Raw genomic sequence first — 18,259 nt, 5'->3', positions numbered from 1 at the left:
CAACAAGCACAAAAAAAAGCCGCTGACTATTAAGCGGCTTTAGTGGAGTATGATGGGGTAATACTTATTGTACTTTTGCAAACTCTTCTTTAGAAAGTTCACCATTTCCGTCAGTATCTAAGTCATCAAAAATATTCATTAGTTGTTTATTTGCAGCCGCTTCCTGCTGGCTAATTACACCGTCGCCATTACTATCAAAAGAGGCAAAGTCTACTGCTGCGTATGCCGCTGATGATGATGACGCTAATACTAAAATCGCTAGCGTTGTATTTAATGCTTTCATAATAAGTCTCCTTAAAGAGGGAAATCCTTTTCTGAGATCCCTGTGCAATGAAAAAAGTTAAAAATTAAAAGTTTGCAAACTCAGCTTTAGAAAGCTCACCATTACCGTCAGTATCAAGCTCAGTAAATGCGGCGGTTAAATCAGCATTTACAGCAGCTTCGCTTTGACTAATAACCCCATTACCGTCGGCATCAATTGTGTCAAAGTCGCTAGCGGCAAAGGCTGCTGATGAAGAAGCTAGCGCGATAAGTGCGAATGTTTTGTGTAATGTTTTCATAATTTAATCCTTCAAAATGTAATGCTTTGTGCTATTGGAAATGTCAGGCTATAACCGTCCTTGTCATTCTTTTTCATAGGCTCCCTTGCCTACTTAGGTTGTCTTTGGCAACTCAGAATATGCCTAGCCTTAGCTTATGCTTTAGAAAATTCTGCTTTTGATAGCTCACCGTTTTGGTCTGTATCAAGCTCTGAGAACATGCTCATTAGCTTTGCATCAACTGATGCTTCACTTTGGCTAATAGCGCCGTTACCGTCGTTATCAAGCGTGTCGAAGTCGCTGGCAGCAAAGGCAGCTGATGAAGAAGCTAATGCGATAAGTGCGAATGTTTTGTGTAATGTTTTCATAATGAGTATTCCTTAAAGTCGTTTAAATAATGTGGGAGGTTAAGCTCCCAAAACGTTAATTGCTTAAGATTATGCTTTAGAAAATTCTTCTTTTGATAACTCACCGTTTTGGTCAGTATCAAGCTCAGAAAACATGCTCATTAGCTTTGCATCTACTGATGCTTCGCTTTGACTGATTGCGCCGTTGCCGTCAACGTCTAGCGTGTCAAAGTCGCTTGCTGCAAAAGCCGCTGATGAAGAAGCTAATGCGATAAGTGCTAAAGTTTTATTAATGCTTTTCATAATCAATCTTCCTTCAAAGTTTATGTTTTGTGCGATTAAGTGTTTTACTTTAAATCACCTTTCGTTCAATACAGCCTGACTATTACAACTTCGATGCCAACAATATAAAAACCATAATTTTCAATAAATTAACCTGCACCTAGCTGAAAATGGCGCTATTCAACTCGTTATTTTGTTGCTTTTTAGCAACAGTAGATGAGGCAATAAAATTAAAACATTAAAAATCAAATAGTTGAGTTTAAGGAAAACACCACACAGTCGATTAGCAACCGCTAAAAAAGAGGATTAATTAAACAAAAAGGAAGGTGAGTTGAGATTTATTTTGTTATAAATAAAAAACTACAATTAAAAAATAGATTTAAGTTACTGTTTTTAAATAGTTTAAAAAATAAATTTTACATAGCGTTTAAAACAAACAGCCGCACAAGGCTATTTGTTGCAAAATGACGAAATCATGAAATCGCAGGAGCCTGCTGATATTTATATTAGAAGCTTGTTCTACTTGATAACAGACCTTAAACTATTTCAACTTCAAGCGCGCTTGGGTCAATGAAGTGATCCCCCATTAGTGTTTTCATTTGCTCTTCACTGGCAAATAATCGAATTCCGCAACAGATACCGTTAGCATGTTTTTTTACACTGCAGATTTGCCCCTCATGCTGAGTCTCGCCATCAAATACAACCGTACAGCGCATATCTTTTAGCTCATCGAGTTCTTGAGTAGTTTTAATATCAAACATAACACCGGTGAGCGAAATGTCTTTTATCACCCCTTCAAAGGGCGGTTGCTCTTCGGTTAATGTTAACTTAGCAGGAAACAATGTGGGTATGCGTGCTTGTGAGCGAAGCCCAAATAACTGTACTTGTGAAGGGTATTGAATAAACAACAATTTAGCTGGATGAGAGGCTACAGACATAAGTTGCTGACGAAACGCAATGATGTGCCCACCACTGCCCTCTATAAGCGCTCTTACTACCACCATAACACCATCTCGCAAGTAATCACTTGCCATGGGGAGCCGCTTAGCGCTGGGATAGTTTAAAATAATAAATTTGTTTTCTAATAAACCAATAAACTCCGTTTTTACACGTCGGCTACTGGTTGGCGTGAGTATTTCTACATCGACTATGCCACCTGTGACGATTTGGTTTAACTTTTCCAAATTGGTTTTTTGCATAGTTCCTTCCTAATATTTAAAACGTTATCCACGCCAAAATGTTGGGGTAAATAGCACTAATAATGTAAATATCTCTAACCGGCCGAATACCATAGCTACTGTTAATATCCATTTAGCGGCATCACTAATCGCACCATAATGAGAGGCTACGTCACCCAAACCTGGGCCCAAGTTATTAAGGCAGGCTGCCGTCGCAGAGAATGCGGTAATGTTGTCTAACCCTGTGCCCATTAACGCTAACATTATAATAATAAAGACTAGTGCATAAGCTGAGAAAAAGCCCCATACCGCTTCAACTACTTTGTCGGGTAAGGCTTTACGCCCGAGCTTTATTGAATATATAGCTCGGGGATGGACCAAGCGGTTAAGCTCGCGCACCCCTTGCAAATACAACAAAAACACACGAACAACTTTCATACCACCACCGGTAGAACCCGCACAGCCGCCAATAAAGCTCGAAAAAATAAGTAAAATAGGTAAAAACAACGGCCAAGCTGAAAAGTTATCTGTGGCAAACCCTGCAGTACTACTAATAGACACCGCTTGAAACAACGCCTGATCGAGAGTTTCATCACCATTTGCATAAACATCATGAGACGAAAGCACAGTAAAGCAAATTACCACCAGCGCGAGCTGAATACACAAGAATACTTTAAATTCAGGGTCGCGAATGTACACACTAATATTACGACTCGCTACAGCGGCATAATGTAGTGAAAAGTTAATGGCGGCTATAATTAAAAAGAACACACAAATAAAGTTAATTACAGGGCTATCAAAATGCCCCATAGACGCGTCATAAGTAGAAAAACCACCAATAGCAACCGTAGAAAAGGCATGGCATATGGCGTCAAACCAGTTCATGCCAGCGCTCCAATACGCCAAGGTACACGCAAGGGTAATAGATACGTAAATATACCAAAGGTGTTTAGCGGTGTCGGCTATACGCGGGGTCATTTTGGAGTCTTTTACTGGGCCTGGAATTTCAGCGCGATACAACTGCATACCACCGACACCAAGCATTGGCAGTATGGCTACTGCTAATACAATGATCCCCATCCCACCAAACCACTGTAATTGTTGGCGATAAAATAATACCGATTTAGGCAAGTACTCAATGCCAGTTAATACGGTCGCCCCTGTGGTAGTTAAGCCTGAGAAAGCTTCAAACACCGCATCGGCCAAAGAGAGGTTGGGTTCTTGTAAAAATATCAGCGGTAATGATGCAAATGCCCCTAGCACCAGCCAAAACAAAACCACTATTAAAAAGCCTTCCCGTGCTTTTAAATCACCATGCTCATGCCTATTTGGGTAGTAAGCCATTAAGCCAATAATAACGCTAAATATAAAGGCTAAAACAAACGGCACCCCTCCACCATCTTTATAAATTAAAGACACGAGTGCTGGTGGCACCATTGTAATACTAAATAGCGCGACCAGTTGGCCAAGAATTTTTATGATGGTACGAAATTGCATTGAGCGTATCGCTTTTTTATTAGTAAATTAAAATAACTACTGTATGACTCGAAAATTTAATCTTTACTGATTAAATGGGATGGATGTAAGACTATTACTCTTTGATTGTTAACTCAACTGCGCCGTGGCTTAAATCAAAAATATCTTTGCATGCTTGCTGTGCTTGGCGGCTATCAATAGTAATACTCCACTCAATATTTGCCGTAAACTGCTTTTCAATATTAAGTACCTGAAAGTTGGTTTTTAAGTGCTGCTCTATTGCGCCTTGCATACTGTATTCACTAAAGCCAATCAGCTCAATGCTGGGTACTTTTACCACGGTTTGTAATTTTGCTAAGGCATTATTAAGTGAACCACCATAAGCACGAACTAACCCACCAGTGCCAAGCTTTATCCCACCAAAATACCGTGTTACCACAGCGGTTACTTCACCTAAGCCAGAACCCACCAGCACGTTGAGCATAGGTTTACCAGCGGTGCCATTTGGCTCTCCATCGTCAGAAAAACCATAAACATGGCTTCCGCCAGGATTGCCCGCAACATGCGCCCAACAATTATGGCGTGCATCACTGTATTTTTCTTCAATATTTTTAATAAAGGCTTTGGCTGAGTTTAAATCGGGCGTGTGGCCTATATGCACAATAAAGGTACTTTTTTTAATTTCTTCTTGATGAAAAACATCGTCGGCTGGGTATTTATATTCTGACATAGCGCTTACTTGGCTGTTAAATTAAAAATGGGGCCAACAGGCCCCTTTCATGAATAATATAAACTGTTATTAGTTAAATATTAGTCGAGTAATAAATCACGCGTCATATTCTCTAGGCTGTCTTCGTGAACAATAATATTATCTTCAATACGAATGCCGCCAAATGGTTTAAACGCTTCTACTTTTTCCCAGTTAATAAACTGCTTGTTGTCTGTTTGTGCTAAATCACCCAACAAAGAGTCAATAAAGTACAAACCTGGCTCAATGGTAAACACTTGGTTTTTCTCAATTAAGCGAGTGCAGCGTAAAAATGGATGACCTTCTGGTGGTGCCTGATGTGCACCAGTTTCATCACGCATAAAGCCACCTACATCATGTACCTGTGCACCTAAGTGATGCCCTAAGCCATGAGGGAAGAAGGTTGAGGTGATTTGACGCTCAACAATTTCCGCAGCCGGTAGTTTAACAATATCAAAATCACTTAATAACTGAGCAATACGATTATGACAGTCAATATGCAGCTCGCCATACAGTACACCTGGTTTTAAGCTTTTGCCTAACTCAATTTGATGCGCCGTCATTGCTTTAACTAGATCAGCAAACTCGCCTTGCTTTTTAAAGTCGTAGGTACGAGTAATATCTGCAGCGTAACCATTAAAGTTAGCGCCCGCATCAATTAAAAATGAGTTATGTGTTTGCGGTGCTTTTGGCTCAAAATGCGTGTAATGCAAAATAGCGCAATTTTCGTTAAGGGCCACAATGTTGCCATACGGCATTTCATTTTCGCTTTGACGCGTTGCCATTAAGTACGCTTGCTGAATATCAAACTCGCTACCACCATTAAAAAACGCATCACGCGCCGCTTTGTGGCCATCTACTGCAATACGGTTCGCATTACGTAAACACTCAAGTTCATATTGCGTTTTATAAGCACGGTGATAATGAATGTAGTTAAGTACTGGCTCAGGATTCATAATACTAAAACCAAGTGCTTGAGCTACTTCTAGGTATTCACCTATGTAAGCAAATTTAGCTTTATCGTAAGGAAGTAGCTTTTCAACCTGATCAGGTTGTAATAACAATTCAATATCAAAGTACTCTGCCCAAAAATCTCTAGGCTCATCAGGTACTTTATGCCAAAAATCAATTGGACGATAAAAAATAAGCTTTGGCTTATCACTGCCATTTACCACAATCCAGCAATGCGGATTATCAATAACCGGTAACCACGCTTTAAAATGAGGGTTAACTTTAAATGGGTAATACATATCATCTAAAAATTGGCGCTTAGCTTGGCCTGAATGAATGACTAATCCTTCTAACCCTTCTTGCTCACAAATAGTACGTGTACGCTGCTGCAATGTTGCAATATGTTCGGCGTATAATACGGCTAATTTTTCCATAATAAACCCATCTGTTAAATTTAACTTACTTTGAGTCTACCACTTATACACAAAGCGCTCAAAAAAGAGGGATAGTTACTGTGTAAATATCCCTCTGCTGTTGTAGATTTATTTTTACTACCCGCCCATGGTCATTTCTAATAGCGGCGCGAGTAAATTACCTTCTCGGCCAAGGCGAGTATGATAAACCTGCCGATACGCAAATACATTTTTTACGTAATCTCGAGTTTCTCTATATGGAATAAGCTCAACCCATAGCTCTGCAGGCATTGCTTCTTCTGGTAACCAACGTTTAATCCGATGATACCCAGCATTATAAGATGCTGTTGCCAATACCTCATTGCCGTGGTTTTTCTTTTTTAAATACTGTAAATAACGAGTCCCGAGACGAATGTTGGTTTTTGGTTGATACAAACGACGATTAGAAACCGTGCCTTTATTAATATACTTTGCCGTACTCGGTAATAGCTGCATTAACCCGCGTGCATTTGCATGGGAGCGCGCATCAGGTGCAAATGAGCTTTCGCGACGTGCAATAGCAATACTCCAAGTTAGGTCAATTTTGCTTCGCTTGCTGTAACGCTCAAACATTTCTTGAAACGCAAATGGAAAACGCAAATCAACATAATCCCATGCTTTTATTTTTGCTAGTGTAAATATTGTACTATCAAACCAATCAAGCTCTGCCGCGAGTACTGATGCTGCCAGTTTTTCATCATCTTCGGAGGTATTAGTTAAATAATTCCACTCACGTCGAGCCGCAGTAAATCGCTCAAGCTCATACAACGCCTTGGCACGCTTAAAGCCTGGCGCATTACTTACTCTCCTTACTAAAGCTTGATTTACATTGACCGGCAACTCATTTAAATCAACCGGTAACCCTAAACGGGCGGCGGCTAAAAAGCCGTAATAATCTCGGTTAGCGGCTACTTTAGTCCAAATTGCCTTGGCTTTTTCATGTTCTGCGCGTTTGTCATAACTATAAGCTAGCCAATACTGCTGCCCTAAACTGAGGTTTTGCTTGCCAGTAAAAAATGCCGCAATGCCTTCCCAATCTTGCGTTTTTAACATATTGGCTAGCTGCCATTGCATTAATTTACGATCTTGACGCTCTTTAGGGACTTTATTTAAATAAAAGCTCGCCTGACTATGACCGCTCGACGCCAACGACAGCGCAAAGGTATAATATACGTCTGCTTTTTCATCATCAGCGAAGTTAAACATGCCTTCAATTTTTTGCCATGCTTTTAAGGCCAACTCTTTATCACGCCAAATTAAACGCTTAATACCATAAAGCGCTATTTCCCCTTCTTTGGCTGTTTTACGTTTATAGCGGTAAAGGCCTGCAGCTGCACTGGGGTCGCGCCTTACCTTGGAATATAAATCAGCTAAATAACGCTCCTTGGCTGGCAATAAGGTTTTTAAATAAGGCAATAAACGATAAGACCCCCCTTGTGCCGCTAAAGTGACACGCTGCCACACGACATCTGGGGTTAAATAACCATTTTGTCGCCAGCGCTTAAAAAGCCCGTCACATTCACTGGGCTGCGACTCGCCAACCGTCCAAATATCGGTTACCTGCGAGAGTATTGCTTTTTTAGGCGCTCCTAAATCAAGCTGATAAGTAAGGTGGGTACAACTGAGCTCAGTATCGGAGGTTTCACGGTAATTTTTAATAAACGCTGCTTTTTTATTTCTGCGCTTTAAATAATTTAACCATGTTTTTCGTACTGGCCACTCTAATGGCGTGTGCTCATAAATAGTGAGGAAATTTTCTATTTCTGTTTGATGCTTTAAACTGGGGTAACGCTGCCAAAAGGCTTTTTCTACATAGGGCTTAAGCGGATGAGACAATGAGTCTACCGCTTGTTTAAAGCTATTGTAATCGCCATAGCGCGCTTGTTTTTCTGCATCTAAAAATGCATCAAGTTCGCTATTTGCGTTGGCAGAGGGAAAAGAGAAAAACAGAGTCGCTGCCGCTACGCTTAATAAATATTTTTTCATAATGTCCTTTAGGGCATAGTAACCTTCAAGGCTGACAAGGGTGAGGCTATGGGTAAATAAAAAACAGCACAGGCACTGTAACTCTATTTACATTGATAAAACCCAAGCTATAAACACCAAGACAGCGCAATAAAATGAATAAAGAAAACTTTCAAACCCACCTTAGCACCAAACCAGCTATATTTTAACCAGACGTTTGTAACCAAGATAAATTTTTCGTTGCATTTTTAATTTAAAGCAAGCACACTGGTCTGAATATGAACTCATCGTACCAGTCTTAGTTCATCAACTAGGGAGAATAATAATGTTATATAAAAGCGATTCCTTTGAAGTTAGCTTCGTGAAGGAAAACATCGCCGAGTTTAAGTTTTGTGCTACAGGTTCTGTAAACACATTATCTCAACAAACTCTTTCAGATTGCGCGGCAGCATTAAAAGAATTAGCCGCTAACACTGATATTAAAGGCATGATTTTTACCAGTGATAAAGACCACTTTATTATTGGTGCCGATATTTTCGAATTTTTACCTACTTTTACTAAGCCTGAAGCAGAATTAGTAACGTGGATCAAAAATGCAACTGACGTTTTTGATGCAATTGAAGATTTACCATTCCCAACACTAAGTGTTGTAAACGGCTTGGCGCTTGGCGGCGGCTGTGAGTGGGCACTTGCTACCGATTATCGTGTTGCAAGTGACTCAGCAAAAATGGGCTTACCAGAAGTTAAATTAGGCATAATGCCTGGTTTTGGCGGTACAGTGCGCCTTCCGCGCATTATTGGTGCCGATAACGCGATGATGTGGATCACCACAGGTAACGAAAATCGCGCTGCTGACGCCCTAAAAGTAGGTGCATTTGACGCGGTAGTTAGTGCCAACAAACTACAAGAATCAAGTTTAGCAACACTAGAATTAGCAATTGCTGGCAAGCTAGATTGGCAAGCAAAACGCGCTGTAAAATTACAACCGCTTAAATTAAACCGTGTTGAGCAAGGCATGAGCTTTGCAATGGCAGAAGGTATGGTAATGGGTAAAACCAAAGGCCACTATCCTGCTCCAGTTATGGCAGTTCGCACTATTAAAGCCGCAGCAAACAGCTCACGCGCCGAAGCAATGGCAATTGAAAATGCCAACTTTGCAAAACTAGCACGTACTAGTGAAGCTGCTGCTCAAACGGGTATCTTTTTAGCAGACCAATACATTAAAGGTAAAGCACGTAAATTTGCTAAACACAGCGATGTAGAAATTAAACAAGCGGCAGTATTAGGCGCAGGTATTATGGGTGGCGGTATTGCATACCAGTCTGCTTATAAAGGCACACCAATCATAATGAAAGACATCCAACAGGATGCGCTAGATTTAGGTATGGGTGAAGCATCTAAACTATTAGGTGCAAAAGTGAAGCGCGGCCACATGCCGATGGAAAAAATGCTAGCAACGCTTAGCAAAATCAAACCAACGCTTAACGATGCAGACCTACAAAACGCCAACATCATTGTTGAAGCCGTAGTAGAAAATCCTAAAGTGAAGCAAGCCGTACTTGCTGATCTTGAAAAGAATATGCCAGAAGGCACGGTACTGACGTCAAACACATCGACTATTTGTATCGACCTACTTGCAGAAGCGCTTGAAAAGCCAGAAAACTTCTGTGGTATGCACTTTTTCAATCCAGTACCAAAAATGCCATTAGTTGAAATTATCCGTGGTGCAAAAACCTCAGATAAAACGATTAATGCCGTGGTTGATTACGCACTTAAACTAGGTAAATCACCGATTGTTGTTAACGATTGCCCAGGCTTTTTTGTAAACCGTGTTTTATTCCCTTACTTTGCTGGCTTTAGCAAATTAGTGGTTGAAGGCGCTAACTTTGCAAAAGTAGATAAAGTAATGGAAAACGTGTTTGGCTGGCCAATGGGCCCGGCTTACCTACTCGATGTTGTAGGTATTGATACGGCTTATCATTGTACTGGCGTAATGGCAGACGGTTTCCCTGAACGTATGGCACGTGCAGATAAAGACCCTGTGACTGTTTTTGCTAACGAAAAACGTTTTGGTCAAAAGAACAAAGCAGGTTTCTATAAGTACGAAACAGATCGTCGCGGTCGTCTTAAAAAGTCACATGACCAAACAGCGATTGAACTACTTGCTCCAATTACAGACGCACCAAAAGAATTTGATAAACAAGAAATCATTGACCGTTGTATGATCCCAATGATCAACGAAGTGCTACTATGTTTACAAGAAGGCATTGTGGCTTCTCCTCAAGAAGCTGATATGGCACTTGTATACGGTGTTGGTTTCCCTCCATTTAGAGGCGGCGCGTTCCGTTACTTAGATCAAACAGGTTTAGCTAACTTTGTAGCAACTGCTGACAAATACGCTCACCTAGGTGCGATTTACCGAGTATCAGAGCAAACTCGCAAGTGGGCTGAAGAAGGCCGTGTTTTCTATAAGGTGGAAGGTTAATATCATGAATAATCCAGTAATTGTAGATTGTATCCGCACACCAATGGGTCGCTCAAAGGGCGGCGTATTCAAGCACAAACGTGCGGAAGACTTAAGCGCTCATTTAATGAAAGGCTTATTAGAACGTAATCCGGCAGTTGACCCTGCGTCAATTGACGATATTTATTGGGGCTGTGTACAGCAAACATTAGAGCAAGGCTTTAACGTTGCACGTAACGCATCTCTACTTGCAGGCATTCCACATTCAGTGCCAGCAACCACAGTTAACCGTTTATGTGGCTCATCAATGCAAGCATTGCATGACGCTGCTCGCGCAATTATGACTGGCGCTGGCGACACATACCTAATTGGTGGTGTTGAGCACATGGGTCACGTACCTATGACTCACGGTAACGACTTTCACCCTGGCCTAGCTACATCAATTGCACAAGCATCTGGCTCTATGGGTTTAACCGCTGAGTACCTTGCAACACTTCACGGTATTAGCCGTGAGCAACAAGATGAATTTGCTTACCGCTCGCATCAACGTGCACATGCTGCAACAGTTGAAGGCCGTTTCCGCCGCGAAATTTTAGCAATGGAAGGTCATGATGCTGACGGTTCACTTATTCTTGTTGAAGATGATGAAGTAATTCGTCCAGAAACAACGGTTGAAGGTTTATCGCAGCTACGTCCAGTATTTAACCCTGCTACGGGTTCTGTTACTGCGGGCACATCTTCTGCACTTTCTGACGGCGCATCAGCCATGTTAGTAATGAGCGAAGAAAAAGCAAAAGAATTGGGCTTACCAATTCGTGCACGTATTCGCGCTATGGCTGTTGCCGGTTGCGATCCATCAATCATGGGTTACGGCCCAGTACCTGCAAGTAAAAAAGCATTAGCACAAGCCGGTATTACTATTGATGACATTGACGTAGCTGAGCTAAACGAAGCATTCGCAGCACAATCACTACCTGTGCTTAAAGACTTAGGCTTAGCTGATGTAGTTGACGAAAAAGTTAACTTGAATGGCGGCGCTATTGCACTTGGTCACCCTCTGGGCTGTTCGGGTTCACGTATTAGCACCTCGCTTATTCACTTAATGGAAGACAAAAACGCAAAATACGGTTTAGCAACTATGTGTATTGGTTTAGGCCAAGGCATTGCCACTGTATTTGAACGTGCTCAAGACTAATTAGTATTGAATATGTAAAACCATCTTGGTGATTAAAAGGCGAACTAGCGCAAGTTAGTTCGCCTTTTTTATGCCACCAGCTTTTGCAGGTTTAAAATGAATAATGTGATCGGGTGCATTAAACCTATTTCAGATTATCTATTAATAAGTTGGGCTGTTTTGTTATACGTAAAATAGTTAACCAACAGCTTTATTTACGCTAAACTACCCGACCTAACCAAGCCGCGACTATTTTTACAGGTAATTTTTTATGAGCTTTGATAACCCCGATCACCAATTAGATGCCATCGGCCTTCGCTGCCCAGAGCCGGTGATGATGGTACGCGCTGCTATTCGTAAAATGAGCGATGGTGAAACACTGCTTATTATTGCCGACGACCCTTCAACCACCCGCGACATCCCCAGCTTTTGTACTTTTATGGATCACACGCTAGTGGCTAAAGAAGTTGAAGAATCACCGTATAGATATGTGGTGAAGAAAGGGTTGTAATCAGCTATCAGCTATCAGCTAAAAATTAAAAAACCGTGTTTGTTAAATCAAGCACGGTTTTTTATTTTATATTTAAGCTAACGACTGACTGCTTATAGCTTACTGCTCTTACTTCTTAGTTATCGTTACTTGCGGCTTATCGTAGTCACTAAAATCAATGCTGACTATGTACGACCCTTTGATTGCGGGTGTGTAGCTAAAGTAATTATAAATGGTATTACAATCGGCGCGCGTTGATTGGCCAAGTGTTAGGCTTTGTCCTGATGGCTGTGAATCGCTGTAGCCACAGTTAAAACCTTCACTAAAATCTGCATCGGCTATTTTAAACTCGTATACTTTACCTGGGGTCGAAAATTTAACTTGGGCTTGGTAAAGCGCAGGGCCGACTTGTTTAAATTGGTATTGAGGTTCTGCATCCCATAATGTGAAATCCCCTCTTAAATAAATACTGCGATCCAATTCTTGCTGCGGCAACACATCGTTAATCGAAATTTGGCTGGTACAGGCCGTAAGTAAACCAGCCATTGCTAGCGTTAAAATTCGTTTTATAGAGATCATCATTTGTATCCTTGTATACAGTGAATACTAAAAAGCCAGCATAATGCTGGCTTTTTAAATAGCTATAAGCTGTTATTTTTGTAATACAGAAATATCTGCAATTTCTAAAAATAGTCCACTAAGCTGGCTTAAAAGCGCAAGGCGGTTTTGCTTAACCGCTTCATCGTCCGCCATTACCATGACATTGTCAAAAAAGTTATCAACACTGTCACGAATGCCTGCTAATTGGCTTAATGCCTCTTGGTAATTTCCATCGCTGTACAGTGGTGCTAAATCAGTGGCGAATTTTGCAACTTGCGAAGCCAATACTTTTTCTGCGTCATCACTTAATAAGCTCTGATCGACATCACCTTGCGTTGTAATGTTATTTTTAGCCAGAATGTTACTTACACGCTTATTGGCCGCTGCAAGCGATTCTGCGGCGTCTAATGTGCGGAAATGACTTACGGCTTTAACTCGGCGATCGAAATCAACAGGCTTGGTTGGACGACGCGCAAGTACGGCTTGAATCACATCTACTTCAATGCCTTCGTCTTGATACCAAGCACGGAAACGCCCTAGCATAAAGTCAAACACATCCGTTGATACATTTAGGTTAGTCAGCTTTTCACCAAACAAGGTTTGTGATTTAGCAACAAGGTCTAAAATATCAAGCGGTAGCTGTTTTTCTACCATGATACGTAATGCACCAATAGCAGCACGACGAAGTGCAAATGGGTCTTTATCACCTTTTGGTGCTTGGCCTATGCCAAAAATACCCACCAGCGTATCAAACTTATCGGCAATGGCGACTGCACAACTGATCACATTAGTTGGTAAGTTATCACCTGCAAAACGTGGCATATATTGCTCGTTCTGTGCCACTGCGACTTCTTCTGCTTCACCATCGTGACGCGCGTAATGCATTCCCATTACACCTTGTACGTCGGTAAATTCCATTACCATTTCGGTCATTAAGTCTGTTTTACTTAATAAGCCTGCACGCGCTGCTAGCTCTTTGTCGGCACCAAGTTGCTCTGCAATGTAACCAGCTAGTTCACTAATACGCTGTGACTTGTCTTTAAGCGTACCAAGTTGCTTTTGAAACAATACGCTATCAAGCGACTCAAGTCGGCTTTCTAATGTTTTCTTTTTATCGGTTTCAAAGAAGAACTGCGCATCGGCTAAACGCGGGCGCACTACTTTTTCGTTACCAGAAATAACTACACTAGGATCTTTACTTTCGATGTTAGAGACAAACAAAAACTTATTTAAAAGCTTGCCGTCTTGATCTAATAACGGGAAGTATTTCTGATCGTCTTTCATGGTGTAAATAAGCGCTTCAGCAGGTACATCTAAAAATGCTTCTTCAAATGTGGCTGTTAACGTTACTGGCCATTCTACCAATGAAGTAACTTCTTCAAGTAAGTCTTCATCCATTGCAACAACGGCATTAACTGCTTTGGCTGCGTCTTCTATTTGCGCGCGAATCTGTGCTTTACGCTGTTCGTAGTCAGCAATAACGTAAGCTGATTTAAGTACCTCAAACACATCATCAGCATGATCAATGCTAATTTTTTCTGGGTGATGAAAACGATGACCTTGCAATTGATTACTCACTTGCTTACCAAGAATTTCACCTTCAACCAGTTCACTACCGAATAAAATAGTCACGGTATGCACAGGGCGAATAAATTGTGTTTTATTCGCACCCCAACGCATTGGTTTAGGGATAGGTAACTTAGCGAGTGCTTTGCTTATAGCGTCGGTCATTAACGTTTTGGTTTCTTGCCCTGCTACTTTAGCAATGTGCAATAACCATGCGCCTTTATCTGTTTCTAGTGTTTGCGCATCTTTTACTTCAATACCACAACCACGAGCCCAACCCATGGCTGCTTTAGTTGGGTTCCCCTCAGCATCAAAAGCGGCTTTAGTTGCAGGGCCACGTTTTTCAACTTCTTTGTCTTGTTGTTTAGCTTCAAGTGCTTTTACTTGTAAACCTAAACGACGTGGCGATGCATACCAGTTCACACCTTGGTGACCTAGTTCTAGACTTTCTAATTCTGCTGTTAAGTTTGCAGCAAAGGCTTCGGCTAATTTACGAAGTGCTTTTGGTGGCAACTCTTCGGTGCCAATTTCTACTAATAAATTTTCTGCTGACATGCTTACTTATCCTTACACAGCGGGAAACCAAGTGCTTCACGTGCATCGTAATAACTTTGTGCACACGCTTTTGATAACGCACGAACGCGTAAAATATAACGTTGACGCTCGGTTACTGAAATAGCGTGACGTGCGTCTAATAAGTTAAATGCGTGCGATGCTTTCATTACTTGCTCGTAGGCTGGTAATGGTAGGCTTGCTTCAATTAGCTTTTGGCTCTCAGCTTCACATTTATCAAACTGTTCAAATAAGTCGGCTACGTTTGCATGTTCAAAGTTATAGGTTGATTGCTCAACTTCATTTTGATGGAACACATCACCGTAAGTTACGCGCCCAAATGGGCCGTCTGCCCACACTAGGTCGTAAATGCTATCTACGCCTTGAATGTACATTGCTAAACGTTCTAGGCCGTAAGTAATTTCACCCGTTACCGGTGAGCATTCTAAACCGCCAACTTGCTGGAAGTAGGTAAACTGCGTTACCTCCATGCCATTTAACCAAATTTCCCAACCTAGGCCCCACGCACCTAATGTAGGTGATTCCCAGTTATCTTCTACAAAGCGAACTTCGTCAGTTAGGGTATCAATACCTACAGCAGCTAAAGAACCTAAGTAAAGCTCTTGAATATTATCTGGTGATGGCTTTAACACAACTTGGAATTGGTAGTAATGTTGTAAGCGGTTTGGGTTTTCACCGTAACGACCATCGGTAGGACGACGACACGGTTGAACGTATGCGCTCGACATTGGCTCTGGGCCAATTGATTTTAAAAATGTTTGTGGGTGAAATGTCCCTGCGCCCACTTCCATGTCAAGTGGTTGAATAATGACACAGCCTTGCTGTGCCCAATAATCCTGTAAAGCCAGGATCAAACCTTGAAAGGTTTTAACGTCATATTTTTGCATATTTGGCTTTTTACTATCTGAGAAGTAGCGTGAAAATTACCCTCAGTATACCTTGTGCACACTCAGGTTTTAAGCAGTTTGTGCGTTTGAAAAAATAAAAAAGGAGCCTAAGGCTCCTTTTTTGTGATTACGATAATGTTTTATACGTCTAAGTTAACCACACGCAGTGCGTTCGTTTCAATAAACTCACGACGCGGCTCAACTTGATCGCCCATTAATGTGGCAAATAATTGATCCGCTGCAACAGCATCTTCAATTGTTACTTGCAACATACGGCGTGCGCTTGGATCCATGGTGGTTTCCCAAAGCTGATTTGGGTTCATTTCACCCAGTCCTTTATAGCGTTGAATGTAGATCCCACGCTTAGACTCTGCGATCAACCATTCCAATGCATCCACAAAGTTATCAACAGGTTTTGTTTTCTCACCACGTTGGATATATGCACCCTCTGTGATGATATTAGCAATATTTTTACCTGTTACAGCAATGCGTTGGTAGTCTCTTGATGTAATAAAGTCATAATGAAGTACGTGAGCTTTATCCACACCATGCTGACGAATATTCACAACTGGATAATACAGGTTACGCTCTGTATCGTGCTCAGTTCCAGCATGGAAAATAGTTGCATCTTCATCACGTTCAATTAAGTCATCAACCAGCTCTTTAGTCCAAGCAATTACCTTAGCTTCGTCTGAAAGGTCTTCTTTTTTCAGTTCACTTTGGTAAATCAAACGGTTCATAACTGTATTCGGATACTTACGCTTTAAGCGCTCGATAACTTTAACCGTGTTTTGATAATCGTGAACAATCGATTCTAATGCTTCACCATCAACCGCCTCTGCGCTATCACTGGTATACAATGCTGCATTGCTTAGCGCTAACGATGTAAGGTAATCAACTAATGCTGGATCATCTTTAATATAACGCTCTTGCTTACCTTTTTTCACTTTATAAAGTGGAGGCTGAGCAATATAAATATAACCACGTTCAACAATTTCCGGCATTTGACGGTAAAAGAATGTTAGTAGCAAGGTACGAATGTGAGAACCATCCACGTCGGCATCGGTCATGATTATGATACGGTGGTAACGTAGTTTTTCAGGGTTGTATTCGTCACGGCCAATACCACAACCTAGTGCAGTAATTAGCGTTGCCACTTCTTGCGAAGATAGCATTTTATCAAAACGTGCTTTTTCTACGTTTAAGATTTTACCTTTAAGCGGAAGAATCGCTTGATTCTTACGGTTACGACCCTGCTTGGCTGAACCGCCAGCTGAGTCACCCTCCACTATATATAGTTCAGATTGGGCTGGATCTTTTTCTTGGCAATCCGCTAGTTTGCCCGGTAAACCTGCTAAATCCATAGCACCTTTACGGCGGGTCATTTCACGAGCTTTACGGGCTGCTTCACGCGCGCGTGCTGCATCAATAATTTTGCCAACAACAATTTTAGCATCCATTGGGTTTTCTAATAAAAACTCAGTGAATTTTTCAGCCATGGCTTGCTCAACCGCAGACTTAACTTCACTAGATACTAGCTTGTCTTTTGTTTGCGATGAGAACTTAGGATCAGGCACTTTAACACTAACAACAGCCGTTAAGCCTTCACGTGCATCATCGCCCGTTGCGTTACTGGTTGTTTTAGCTTTTTTGTTAAAGCCTTCTTTTTCCATGTAGTTATTAAGCGTACGTGTTAGCGCAGATCTAAAACCAGCTAAGTGAGTACCACCATCACGTTGTGGAATGTTATTAGTAAAACAGTAAATGTTTTCTTGGAATGCATCATTCCATTGCATTGATACTTCTACACTAATACCATCTTCTTCACGTTCGTGAGTAAAATGAAATACCCCTTTGTGTACAGGTGTTTTATTACGGTTTAAGTATTCAACGAACGCTCTAATACCACCTTCGTATTTAAAGTGGTCACTTTTATTCTCTTCGCGCTCATCGTTTAAAATGATACTTACGCCCGAGTTCAAAAACGATAACTCGCGTAAACGCTTAGCTAAAATATCGTAATGAAAATCAAGGTTAGTAAACGTTTCTGCACTTGGCCAAAAACGTAATTCAGTACCGGTTGTTTCAGAGTCACCAATTGTTGCTAGTGGTGCATCTGGCACACCCATAGTGTAAAACTGCTCATGAAGTTTACCTTCACGGCGAATGGTTAGTTTTAACTTTTCTGATAATGCATTTACTACCGATACACCAACACCGTGTAAGCCACCTGATACTTTATAAGAGTTATCATCAAACTTACCACCGGCGTGTAATACCGTCATAATAACTTCAGCTGCAGATACACCTTCTTCTTCATGTATAGAAGTAGGAATACCACGGCCGTTATCTCTTACAGATACCGAACCGTCTAAGTGAATAGTGACAAATATATCATCACAGTGACCTGCTAAGGCCTCATCGATAGAGTTATCAACGACCTCAAACACCATGTGGTGTAAGCCCGTACCATCATCGGTGTCCCCTATATACATACCAGGACGCTTTCTTACTGCATCTAATCCTTTAAGTACTTTAATACTCGACGAATCATAATTCTCAGACAT

General features: G+C 41.3%; 16 protein-coding genes. 3 read left to right on the top strand and 13 right to left on the bottom strand.

Going from position 1 to position 18,259, the window contains the following annotated elements:
• Nucleotides 1-64 precede the first annotated feature (64 nt).
• The 9 genes from AC27JR_RS16595 to AC27JR_RS16555 form a co-directional block, all read right to left on the bottom strand.
• Nucleotides 65-283 carry an EF-hand domain-containing protein gene (locus AC27JR_RS16595; RefSeq protein WP_487174189.1) on the bottom strand — a complete coding sequence of 73 codons (219 nt, stop codon included), beginning with the start codon at nucleotides 281-283 and terminating at the stop codon, nucleotides 65-67.
• A gap of 64 nt (nucleotides 284-347) precedes the next feature.
• On the bottom strand, nucleotides 348-560 hold the full coding sequence (locus tag AC27JR_RS16590; RefSeq protein WP_036980747.1) for an EF-hand domain-containing protein: 213 nt from the start codon (nucleotides 558-560) through the stop codon (nucleotides 348-350).
• Nucleotides 561-694: 134 nt separating this feature from the next.
• On the bottom strand, nucleotides 695-907 hold the full coding sequence (locus AC27JR_RS16585; RefSeq protein ID WP_487174188.1) for an EF-hand domain-containing protein: 213 nt from the start codon (nucleotides 905-907) through the stop codon (nucleotides 695-697).
• A gap of 69 nt (nucleotides 908-976) precedes the next feature.
• Nucleotides 977-1,189, bottom strand: a complete 213-nt coding sequence (locus tag AC27JR_RS16580) for an EF-hand domain-containing protein (protein WP_008112941.1) — start codon at nucleotides 1,187-1,189, stop codon at nucleotides 977-979.
• A gap of 515 nt (nucleotides 1,190-1,704) precedes the next feature.
• A complete protein-coding gene (locus AC27JR_RS16575) occupies nucleotides 1,705-2,367 on the bottom strand; it encodes a flagellar brake domain-containing protein (protein ID WP_487174187.1) in 663 nt (220 codons plus the stop codon).
• A gap of 24 nt (nucleotides 2,368-2,391) precedes the next feature.
• On the bottom strand, nucleotides 2,392-3,843 hold the full coding sequence (locus tag AC27JR_RS16570; RefSeq protein WP_008467072.1) for a TrkH family potassium uptake protein: 1,452 nt from the start codon (nucleotides 3,841-3,843) through the stop codon (nucleotides 2,392-2,394).
• A 94-nt stretch (nucleotides 3,844-3,937) separates the two neighbouring features.
• On the bottom strand, nucleotides 3,938-4,552 hold the full coding sequence (locus tag AC27JR_RS16565) for a YigZ family protein (protein WP_008112947.1): 615 nt from the start codon (nucleotides 4,550-4,552) through the stop codon (nucleotides 3,938-3,940).
• 80 nt (nucleotides 4,553-4,632) lie between these two features.
• Nucleotides 4,633-5,955 (bottom strand): Xaa-Pro dipeptidase, encoded by a 1,323-nt coding sequence (gene pepQ / locus AC27JR_RS16560; RefSeq protein ID WP_076920145.1) that lies wholly within the window; start codon nucleotides 5,953-5,955, stop codon nucleotides 4,633-4,635.
• Between the two features lie 117 nt (nucleotides 5,956-6,072).
• Nucleotides 6,073-7,959 (bottom strand): lytic transglycosylase domain-containing protein, encoded by a 1,887-nt coding sequence (locus AC27JR_RS16555; RefSeq protein WP_487174186.1) that lies wholly within the window; start codon nucleotides 7,957-7,959, stop codon nucleotides 6,073-6,075.
• Between the two features lie 304 nt (nucleotides 7,960-8,263).
• On the opposite strand from AC27JR_RS16555, the gene fadB reads away from it, so the two are divergent.
• The 3 genes from fadB to tusA all read left to right on the top strand — a co-directional run bounded on the left by fadB (nucleotide 8,264) and on the right by tusA (nucleotide 12,087).
• The gene (fadB, locus tag AC27JR_RS16550) at nucleotides 8,264-10,423 is read left to right on the top strand and encodes a fatty acid oxidation complex subunit alpha FadB (protein ID WP_487174185.1); all 2,160 of its coding nucleotides are present in this window, start codon (nucleotides 8,264-8,266) and stop codon (nucleotides 10,421-10,423) included.
• A 4-nt stretch (nucleotides 10,424-10,427) separates the two neighbouring features.
• Nucleotides 10,428-11,597 carry an acetyl-CoA C-acyltransferase FadA gene (gene fadA / locus AC27JR_RS16545; protein ID WP_487174184.1) on the top strand — a complete coding sequence of 390 codons (1,170 nt, stop codon included), beginning with the start codon at nucleotides 10,428-10,430 and terminating at the stop codon, nucleotides 11,595-11,597.
• A gap of 250 nt (nucleotides 11,598-11,847) precedes the next feature.
• Nucleotides 11,848-12,087, top strand: a complete 240-nt coding sequence (gene tusA / locus AC27JR_RS16540; protein ID WP_008112953.1) for a sulfurtransferase TusA — start codon at nucleotides 11,848-11,850, stop codon at nucleotides 12,085-12,087.
• A 108-nt stretch (nucleotides 12,088-12,195) separates the two neighbouring features.
• Here the strand turns inward: tusA and AC27JR_RS16535 are convergent, their stop codons facing one another.
• The 4 genes from AC27JR_RS16535 to gyrB form a co-directional block, all read right to left on the bottom strand.
• Nucleotides 12,196-12,645, bottom strand: a complete 450-nt coding sequence (locus AC27JR_RS16535) for an early set domain-containing protein (RefSeq protein ID WP_055013147.1) — start codon at nucleotides 12,643-12,645, stop codon at nucleotides 12,196-12,198.
• 72 nt (nucleotides 12,646-12,717) lie between these two features.
• Nucleotides 12,718-14,787, bottom strand: coding sequence for a glycine--tRNA ligase subunit beta (gene glyS, locus AC27JR_RS16530; protein ID WP_487174183.1), 2,070 nt, complete (start codon nucleotides 14,785-14,787; stop codon nucleotides 12,718-12,720).
• Nucleotides 14,788-14,789: 2 nt separating this feature from the next.
• Complete coding sequence (gene glyQ / locus AC27JR_RS16525) at nucleotides 14,790-15,692, bottom strand: glycine--tRNA ligase subunit alpha (RefSeq protein ID WP_010392717.1); 903 nt, start codon at nucleotides 15,690-15,692, stop codon at nucleotides 14,790-14,792.
• A gap of 140 nt (nucleotides 15,693-15,832) precedes the next feature.
• Nucleotides 15,833-18,259: a DNA topoisomerase (ATP-hydrolyzing) subunit B gene (gene gyrB / locus AC27JR_RS16520; RefSeq protein ID WP_054202922.1), complete on the bottom strand. Its 2,427-nt coding sequence runs from the start codon at nucleotides 18,257-18,259 to the stop codon at nucleotides 15,833-15,835.

Source organism: Pseudoalteromonas sp. NH0006-26 (assembly GCF_057552415.1).
This window is presented reverse-complemented; position numbering and strand designations above follow the sequence as displayed.